5 protein-coding genes are annotated in these 9718 nt (G+C 69.3%); all 5 read left to right on the forward strand.

From position 1 onward, the window contains the following. Positions 1-112 precede the first annotated feature (112 nt). The 5 genes from ACQEXA_RS33610 (at position 113) to ACQEXA_RS33630 (ending at position 9718) form a co-directional block, all read left to right on the forward strand. The gene (locus ACQEXA_RS33610) at positions 113-901 is read left to right on the forward strand and encodes an ABC transporter ATP-binding protein (RefSeq protein WP_433131900.1); all 789 of its coding nucleotides are present in this window, start codon (positions 113-115) and stop codon (positions 899-901) included. After that, positions 898-3477 carry an ABC transporter permease gene (locus tag ACQEXA_RS33615; protein ID WP_432928551.1) on the forward strand — a complete coding sequence of 860 codons (2580 nt, stop codon included), beginning with the start codon at positions 898-900 and terminating at the stop codon, positions 3475-3477. The genes ACQEXA_RS33610 and ACQEXA_RS33615 overlap by 4 nt, the downstream gene beginning before the upstream one ends. A gap of 247 nt (positions 3478-3724) precedes the next feature. Next, positions 3725-7264 (forward strand): transcription-repair coupling factor, encoded by a 3540-nt coding sequence (gene mfd, locus ACQEXA_RS33620; protein WP_432928548.1) that lies wholly within the window; start codon positions 3725-3727, stop codon positions 7262-7264. Between the two features lie 201 nt (positions 7265-7465). Continuing rightward, positions 7466-8263: an HNH endonuclease family protein gene (locus tag ACQEXA_RS33625; protein WP_359400328.1), complete on the forward strand. Its 798-nt coding sequence runs from the start codon at positions 7466-7468 to the stop codon at positions 8261-8263. 501 nt (positions 8264-8764) lie between these two features. Beyond that, entirely contained in the window at positions 8765-9718 is a 954-nt protein-coding gene (locus tag ACQEXA_RS33630) for a hypothetical protein (RefSeq protein ID WP_432928546.1), read from the forward strand.

A 9718-nucleotide genomic window follows, 5' to 3' on the forward strand; every position in this document is an offset into this window, starting at 1 on the left:
CACCAGCGCCCCGGAACCCCTTCGGGCACCAGACTTACCGACGCAGCCAAGCACTCACCGACGTGAAGCGGGACCACTGCGCCCGCCGACCGACCGACATAGGAGATTTGACATGACATCGGCCGTGACCATTCCCAGGCACGGGGGCACTGGAGAGCGTACGGCCGTTGCCGCGCGAGCGCGGCAGGTCGTCAAGGCGTACGGGTCCGGCGAGACCCGTGTCGTCGCCCTCGACCACGTCGACGTGGACATCGCCCGCAGCCAGTTCACCGCGATCATGGGCCCGTCGGGGTCCGGCAAGTCCACGCTGATGCACTGCCTCGCCGGGCTGGACACCGTGACGAGCGGTCAGATCTTCCTCGACGAGACGGAGATCACCCGCCTGAAGGACAAGAAGCTCACGCAGCTGCGCCGGGACCGGATCGGGTTCATCTTCCAGGCGTTCAACCTGCTGCCGACACTGAACGCGATCGAGAACATCACGCTGCCCATGGACATCGCGGGCCGCAAGCCGGACCGCGCGTGGCTGGACCGGGTGGTGGAGACCGTGGGCCTGGCCGGACGGCTCAAGCACCGGCCCACCCAGCTCTCCGGCGGTCAGCAGCAGCGCGTCGCCGTGGCCCGCGCCCTGGCCGCCCGCCCGGAGATCATCTTCGGTGACGAGCCGACCGGAAACCTCGACTCGCGGGCCGGCGCCGAGATCCTGGGCTTCCTGCGCCGCTCCGTCGACGACCTCGGCCAGACCATCGTGATCGTCACCCACGACCCGGTCGCCGCCTCGTACGCCGATCGCGTGCTGTACCTGGCCGACGGCCGGATCGTCGACGAGATGCTCAAGCCGACCGCGGACGCGGTCCTCGACCGCATGAAGGACTTCGACGCCCGGGGGCGCACGTCATGACCGTCCTGAAGACCTCGATGCGCAACTTCTTCGCGCACAAGGGACGGATGGCCCTGTCGGCCGTCGCGGTCCTGCTGTCGGTGGCGTTCGTGTGCGGCACACTCGTCTTCACCGACACGATGAACACGACGTTCGACAAGCTCTTCGCGGCCACCACCTCGGATGTGTCGGTCAGCGGGAAGGGCGCCTCGGACAGCGGGGAGACCACCTCCGGGAACGGCAGACCGCCCACGATGCCGGCCTCCGTGCTCGCCGAGGTGCGCAAGGTGCAGGGCGTGAAGTCGGCCGAGGGGACGGTGTTCTCCACCTCGGTGACCGTCGTCGACGCCGCCAAGGACAACCTGTCCCCCAAGAGCGGCGCGCCCACCATCGTGGGCAGCTGGAACGGCAACGACGCCCGCACCATGAAGATCACCTCCGGTGCGGCGCCCAAGGGCTCGTCCCAGGTCATGGTCGACGCCGACACCGCCGACAAGCACCATCTGAAAATCGGTGACGAGATCGGTGTGATCAGCGCGGTCGGCACGCACACCGCGAAGATCTCCGGGATCGCCACCTTCACCGTCACCAACCCCGGTGCCGCGATCTTCTACCTGGACACCAGGACCGCCCAGCAGACGCTCGTGGGCAAGACCGGCGTGTACACGAACGTCAACGTCAACGCGGACAAGGGCGTCAGCGACGAACAGCTGAAGAAGAACGTGGCGGCCGCCGTCGGCGGCGCCTACAAGGTGCAGACCGCCAAGGAGACCGCGGACGCCAACCAGAAGGACGTCGAGGGCTTCCTGAACGTGATGAAGTACGCGATGCTCGGCTTCGCCGGGATCGCCTTCCTCGTCGGCATCTTCCTGATCATCAACACCTTCTCCATGCTGGTCGCCCAGCGGACACGGGAGATCGGGCTGCTGCGCGCCATCGGCTCCTCCCGCAAGCAGGTCAACCGCTCGGTGCTGGCCGAGGCGACGCTCCTCGGCGTGTTCGGCTCCGTGCTCGGCGTCGGCGCGGGCGTCGGCATCGCGGTCGGGCTGATGAAGCTCATGGGCTCGATGGGCATGCATCTGTCCACCGACGACCTCACCGTCGCCTGGACGACCCCGGTGGTCGGGCTCGCCCTCGGTGTGATCGTCACGGTCCTGTCCGCCTACCTGCCCGCCCGGCGCGCCGGCAAGGTCTCGCCGATGGCCGCCCTGCGCGACGTGGGCGCCCCGGCCGACGCGAAGGCGGGATTCGTACGTGCCCTGGTCGGCCTGCTCTTCACCGGCGCCGGCGCCTACTGCCTCTACCTGGCCGCAGCCGCGGCCAAGGCGACGGACGGCTCGCTGTGGCTCGGCCTCGGCGTGGTCCTCACCCTGCTCGGCTTCGTCGCCATCGGCCCGCTGCTCGCCGGCGGTGTGGTCCGGGCGCTCGGCGCGGTCGTCCTGCGGATCTTCGGCCCGGTCGGGCGGATGGCCGAGCGCAACGCGCTCCGCAACCCGCGCCGTACCGGTGCGACGGGCGCCGCCCTGATGATCGGCCTCGCGCTGGTGGCATGCCTGTCGGTGGTCGGCTCCTCGATGGTGGCCTCCGCGACCGAGCAACTGGACAAGACCGTCGGCACGGACTTCATCGTGCAGAACGACGGCGGCCAGCTGATCACTCCGCAGGCGGTCAAGGCGGTGAAGTCGACGCCCGGTCTCGAGCGGGTCACCGAGTACAAGGTGCTGGACGCCGCGCTGACCACGCCCGACGGAAGCACGTCCAAGAACGAGACGGTCAACGCCGCCGACCCGACGTACGCACAGGACCTGCGCACCAAGACGGTCGCGGGGAACCTGGCGGACGCCTACCGGCCGGACTCGATGTCCGTCTTCGAGGGTTTCGCCAAGAAGCACGACATCAAGATCGGGTCCACGGTGAAGGCCGACTTCAAGGACGGCAGGACCGCGAGCCTGACGGTCCGCGCGATCACCAGCGACGACGTGGTGATCGACAAGGGTGCGATGTACGCCTCCATCGCGACCGTCGCGAAGTACGTGCCGGCCGACACGATGCCGCTGGACGTCCTGGTCTTCGCCACGGCCAAGGACGGCCAGGAGACGGCCGCCTACAAGTCGCTGAAGTCGGCACTGCACGACTATCCGCAGTACACGGTCCGGGACCAGACCGACTACAAGCAGGCGCTGAAGGACCAGATCGGCCAGCTGCTGAACATGATCTACGGTCTGCTGGCACTGGCGATCATCGTCGCGATCCTCGGCGTCGTGAACACCCTGGCCCTGTCGGTGGTGGAGCGCACCCGCGAGATCGGACTGATGCGGGCGATCGGTCTCTCACGCCGCCAGCTGCGCAGGATGATCCGGCTGGAGTCCGTCGTGATCGCCCTCTTCGGCGCCCTGCTCGGCCTCGGCCTCGGCATGGGCTGGGGTGCCACGGCCCAGAAGCTCCTGGCCCTGGAGGGTCTGAAGGTGCTCGAGATCCCGTGGGGCACCATCATCGCGGTCTTCATCGGCTCGGCGTTCGTGGGCCTGTTCGCGGCGCTGATCCCGGCCTTCAGGGCGGGCCGGATGAACGTACTGAACGCGATCGCGACCGAGTAGCCACCCGGCGGGGAGTACGGGGGACGAGGCCGGGCCCGGTGGGAATGCCACCGGGCCCGGCCTCGTCCGCGTCGAACCGGCGCCGGGGTGGGGGATTATGGACGAGTCCGGCGCCGTACGCCCTCGCGCCCGGTTGTCCACAGCCACGGCGCCGACGATCCGGGCGTCGTACGCTGGACACCCCCGGCCCCCCGAAAACTGCGAGGCCGGGTGTTCGTGTTGCCCACCCGGGACGGGATAGCCCTTCATGAGCCTGCACGGTCTGCTCGACGCCGTCGTCAAGGACGCCGCACTCGCGGAAGCGGTGAAGGCCGCCTCCGACGGCAACCGGATGCACGTCGACCTGGTCGGCCCTCCGGCGGCCCGTCCCTTCGCCGTGGCCGCGCTGGCCCGGGACGCGGGCAGGCCGGTACTGGCCGTGACCGCGACGGGCCGCGAGGCCGAGGACCTCGCCGCCGCCCTGCGCTCCCTGCTGCCGCCCGACGGCGTCGTGGAGTACCCGTCGTGGGAGACCCTCCCGCACGAGCGGCTCAGCCCCCGCAGCGACACCGTCGGCCGCCGTCTCGCCGTCCTCAGACGCCTCGCCCACCCGAGACAGGACGACCCGGAGACGGGCCCGGTCTCCGTCGTCGTAGCCCCCGTGCGCTCCGTGCTCCAGCCCCAGGTCAAGGGCCTCGGCGACCTCGAGCCGGTCGCCCTGCGCACCGGTCAGCAGGCCGACCTGGAAGACGTCGTGGACGCCCTGGCGGCAGCCGCGTACTCCCGGGTCGAGCTGGTGGAGAAGCGCGGCGAGTTCGCCGTGCGCGGCGGCATCCTGGACGTCTTCCCGCCCACCGAGGAACACCCCCTGCGCATCGAGTTCTGGGGCGACGACGTCGAGGAGATCCGCTACTTCAAGGTCGCCGACCAGCGCTCCCTGGAGGTCGCCGAGCACGGCCTGTGGGCGCCCCCGTGCCGTGAGCTGCTCCTCACCGACGACGTACGCCGGCGGGCCGCCGCCCTCGCCGAGGCACACCCCGAGCTGGGCGAGCTGCTCGGCAAGATCGCCGAGGGCATCGCGGTCGAGGGCATGGAGTCGCTGGCCCCCGTGCTCGTCGACGACATGGAGCTGCTCCTCGACGTCCTGCCCGTGGGGGCCATGGCCGTCGTGTGCGACCCGGAGCGGGTGCGGACACGGGCCGCGGACCTGGTGGCGACCAGCCAGGAGTTCCTTCAGGCGTCCTGGGCTGCCACGGCTGGCGGGGGCGAAGCGCCGATCGACGTCGGCGCGGCCTCCCTGTGGTCCATCGCGGACGTCCGGGAGCGGGCCCGCGAGCTGGGCATGCTGTGGTGGTCGGTGTCGCCGTTCGCGGCGGGCGACGCACTGGACTCCCTGGACGGGGACACCCTCAAGCTCGGCATGCACGCCCCGGAGACCTACCGCGGCGACACCGCGAAGGCGCTCGCCGACACCAAGGGCTGGCTCGCCGACTGCTGGCGCACCGTGTTCGTGACGGAGGGCCACGGACCGGCCTCCCGGACCGTTGAGGTGCTCGGCGGCGAGGGCGTCGCGGCACGCCTGGACATCGACCTCGGACAGATCTCCCCGTCGGTCGTGCACGTCGCGTGCGGCTCGATCGACTACGGCTTCGTGGACCCGGCACTCAAGCTCGCCGTGCTCACCGAGACCGACCTCTCCGGCCAGAAGGCGGCCGGCCGCGACGGCGCCCGGATGCCGGCCCGCCGCCGCAAGACGATCGACCCGCTGACCCTGGAAGCGGGCGACTACATCGTCCACGAGCAGCACGGCGTGGGCCGCTACATCGAGATGGTGCAGCGGACCGTACAGGGCGCCACCCGCGAGTACCTGGTGGTCGAGTACGCCCCGGCCAAGCGCGGCCAGCCCGGTGACCGCCTCTACATCCCGACCGACCAGCTGGAGCAGATCACCAAGTACGTCGGCGGCGAGGCCCCGACCCTGCACCGCCTGGGCGGCGCCGACTGGACGAAGACGAAGGCGCGCGCGAAGAAGGCGGTCAAGGAGATCGCCGCCGACCTGATCAAGCTGTACAGCGCGCGCATGGCGGCGCCCGGCCACGCCTTCGGCCCCGACACGCCGTGGCAGCGCGAGCTGGAGGACGCGTTCCCGTACGCGGAGACCCCGGACCAGCTCACCACGATCGCCGAGGTCAAGGAGGACATGGAGAAGTCGGTCCCGATGGACCGGCTGATCTGCGGCGACGTGGGCTACGGCAAGACGGAGATCGCGGTCCGCGCCGCGTTCAAGGCGGTGCAGGACGGCAAGCAGGTCGCTGTCCTCGTACCCACCACGCTGCTGGTGCAGCAGCACTTCGGCACGTTCTCCGAGCGCTACTCCCAGTTCCCGGTGAACGTGCGGGCGCTGTCCCGCTTCCAGACGGACACGGAGGCGAAAGCGGTCCTCGAGGGCCTCAAGGACGGCGCGGTGGACCTTGTCATCGGCACCCACCGGCTGTTCTCCTCGGAGACCAAGTTCAAGGACCTGGGCCTGGTCATCGTCGACGAGGAGCAGCGCTTCGGCGTCGAGCACAAGGAGCAGCTGAAGAAGCTGCGCGCCAACGTCGACGTGCTGACCATGTCCGCGACCCCGATCCCCAGGACCCTGGAGATGGCGGTGACGGGCATCCGCGAGATGTCCACGATCACCACCCCGCCGGAGGAGCGCCACCCGGTGCTCACCTTCGTCGGGCCGTACGAGGAGAAGCAGATCGGCGCCGCCATCCGCCGCGAACTGCTGCGCGAGGGCCAGGTCTTCTACATCCACAACCGGGTGGAGTCGATCGACCGGGCCGCGGCCCGCCTGCGCGAGATCGTCCCGGAGGCGCGCATCGCCACCGCCCACGGCCAGATGTCGGAGCAGACGCTGGAACAGGTGGTCGTCGACTTCTGGGAGAAGAAGTACGACGTCCTCGTCTCCACGACGATCGTGGAATCGGGCATCGACATCTCGAACGCGAACACGCTGATCGTGGAGCGCGGCGACAACTTCGGCCTCTCCCAGCTGCACCAGCTGCGCGGCCGCGTCGGCCGGAGCCGAGAACGCGGCTACGCCTACTTCCTGTACCCGCCGGAGAAGCCGCTCACGGAGACGGCCCACGAACGCCTGGCGACCATCGCCCAGCACACGGAGATGGGCGCGGGCATGTACGTGGCGATGAAGGACCTGGAGATCCGCGGCGCGGGCAACCTGCTCGGCGGCGAACAGTCGGGTCACATCGCGGGCGTCGGCTTCGACCTGTACGTACGGATGGTCGGCGAGGCGGTCGCCGACTACCGCGCCTCGCTCGAGGGCGGCGTGGAGGAGGAGCCCCCGCTCGAGGTCAAGATCGAGCTGCCCGTCGACGCTCACGTCCCGCACGACTACGCGCCCGGCGAGCGGCTGCGTCTGCAGGCCTATCGCGCGATCGCCTCCGCGAACTCGGAGGAGGACATCAGGTCCGTCCGCGAGGAACTCGCCGACCGCTACGGCAAGCTGCCGGAGCCCGTCGAGAACCTCCTCCTCGTGGCGGGCCTGCGCATGCTCGCTCGCGCGTGCGGCGTCGGCGAGACCGTCCTGCAGGGCAACAACATCCGCTTCGCCCCGGTGGAGCTGAGGGAATCCCAGGAGCTGCGGCTCAAGCGGCTCTACCCGGGCACCGTCATCAAGCCGGCACTCCACCAGGTCCTGGTGCCCCGCCCCAAGACCGCGAAGGTGGGCGGCAAGCCACTGGTCGGACGGGAACTGCTGGGCTGGGTCGGAGAGTTCCTGACGACGATCCTGGGGTCATAGGTACCGGACTGTTCGAGTCAAAACGGGAGGGGCCTCCGCCGAAGGCACCCTGCCTTGCCGCCGCACGCGCCCGGTGTGCATCCGCCGACCGTCGGGCAGTGGTATGTCCATGACCTCCCGGCGGCTACCGTGTGATCAGGGCAGCCGCGTGCGGGGGCCGGTTGATAATGAGTGGTAAGGGCAAGGGGAGGGCGGCGCGCCATGCGTTCCGACAGGTATGTGAGGCACATCGGCGGAGCCCGGCGCATCCTTGTGGCGTCCACCGCTCTGCTCGGCACCGGGCTGCTGCTCACCGGCTGCAACGGCACCGACTTCCCCGTCGAGGGCGCCCCTTCGGGCTCCGGTGTCCCGGCGGCGAACGGTCGCGCGGTGAGCCCCTTGGACAACCCCGACGGCACGAAACCAGGGCTGGCGGCGATCACCTCGTCGGCGGACCAGGCGAAGGCACGAGCGCTGATCCAGAAGGTGGCCACGAAGGGACGCGGCCCCAAGACGGGCTATGAGCGGGACAAGTTCGGCTATGCCTGGATGGACTCGGCCCCCGGCGGGATCCCCTTCGCCCACAACGGCTGCGACTCGAGGAACGACCTGCTGAAGCGTGACGGGGAGCAGGTCCGCTTCCGGGCGGGCTCCAACTGCGTCGTCACCTCCATGACGCTGCACGATCCGTACACCGGCAAGACGATCGAGTGGACTAAGTCCCGTGCCACGAAGGTGCAGATAGACCACGTGATGCCGCTCTCCTACGACTGGCAGATGGGCGCCTCGCGATGGACGAAGGACAAGCGCGAGGACATCGCCAACGACCCGCTCAACCTGATCCCGGTGGACGGCCCCACCAACGGTGCCAAGAGCGACTCCGGCCCGGCCGGCTGGCTGCCCCCGAACAAGCAGATCCGCTGCTCCTATTCGGTGCGCTTCGCCCAGGTGTCGCTGAAGTACGACCTTCCCGTGACGGCGGCCGACAAGCAGATGATGCTCAGTCTCTGCGGCGGCTGAGGCAACGGCAACGCGGTCGCCGCGCGCGAGACTCAGACGGTGACAAGCACCGTGCCCGGACGGCTGTCCCGGGTGGCGCCGGCGGCCGTACTGCCATGTATGCCAACAGGAGCCCAGGGCTGCGGCTTGTACGACTGGACGGCTGTGTAGCCCTGCCCGCCGTCAAGTGAACGCATGGACGCAGGAGCGTCTCGCCCCAGTCATACCCCCCGCCGTCCACCGGACGATCAAGACCCGGGTCAAGAACTTCACTTGTTTGCAAAGGAGTTCACAAGTCGCAAACGGGCGCACGCGGCCAACTCGGGCAGGTTTGTCGAGGATTGGTCAAGACCAATGCAAGATCACTTCTCTTACCTGTCCATGTCATATTCACAACCGGCAAGATCAGCGCGCTTTCTGTGTCGTTCCTGACTGACTGTTGGAGTCGCAGCTGTGCGCGTTCGGTTGTTCCGCCGCGTCCGTCCCGCTCGCGGGGCCCACCGAGGGCGCCGTGGCGTCGCGGTGCTCCTTCTGACCGCACTCGCCCTGATGCTGACGACTCAGCAGGCCATGGCGGACGGCGTCGAGTTAGGGTCGGTGGACCTCTCGCTGCCAAGGCTCTCCTCCGTCACCTCCTGGCTGAAGGACCCGCATTGGGGCAGGCTGCCCGGTCAGCAGTCGGGCACCGCCGCGGGCAAGCGGCACCAGGTCTCCGCCAAGGCCACCCAGGCGCACCGCGGCGCGGGCCGCAAGCCGGGCAAGGCCAAGGGTGAGCTCGCCGCCTACCACCCACACCAGGCGGCCGTGAAGCCCGGCAAGAGCCAGGGCGGCAAGGGCTTCAACGCGAAGACCAGCAAGCGCGACGCCGCCAAGTCCTCGCGCACCGACATGGTGTACGACAACGCCGACGGCTCCACCACCCGGAGCATCTCTCCCACGCCCATCAACTACCAGGTCGCCAAGGGCAAATGGGCGCCGATCGACGTGGACGTGAGAGCGGGACCCGACCGCCGCTGGCACGAGAAGGCCAACTCCCTCGCCGTCGACTTCGCGCCCAAGGCCGACGACTCGAAGCTCGTCTCCTTCGGCATCGACGACCAGCACTCACTCGCCTACGAGTTGCAGGGTGCCCAGTCGGTCACCGGCACCGCCGACGGCTCCCGCGTCAGCTACGACGGCGTCCTCGCCGACACCGATCTCCAGGTCGCCCCCACCGCCACCGGTGTGAAGGAAGCGATCGTCCTGCACTCCGCGGTCGCCGCGAACTCCTGGACCTTCCCGCTCCAGCTCAAGGGCCTCACCCCCGTACAGAACAAGAACGGCGCCATCGTCCTGCGCGATGTGTCCGGAAGGACCGTCGAGCGCATCCCCCGTTCTACGCCTACGACTCCAAGGTCGACCAGCGTTCCGGCGACCCGACCACCACTCATGACGTCACCACCTCTCTCGTCCACGACAAGAGCGGCTACGCGCTGA

This window comes from Streptomyces sp. CA-106110, from assembly GCF_050936285.1.
Taxonomy (GTDB): domain Bacteria; phylum Actinomycetota; class Actinomycetes; order Streptomycetales; family Streptomycetaceae; genus Streptomyces.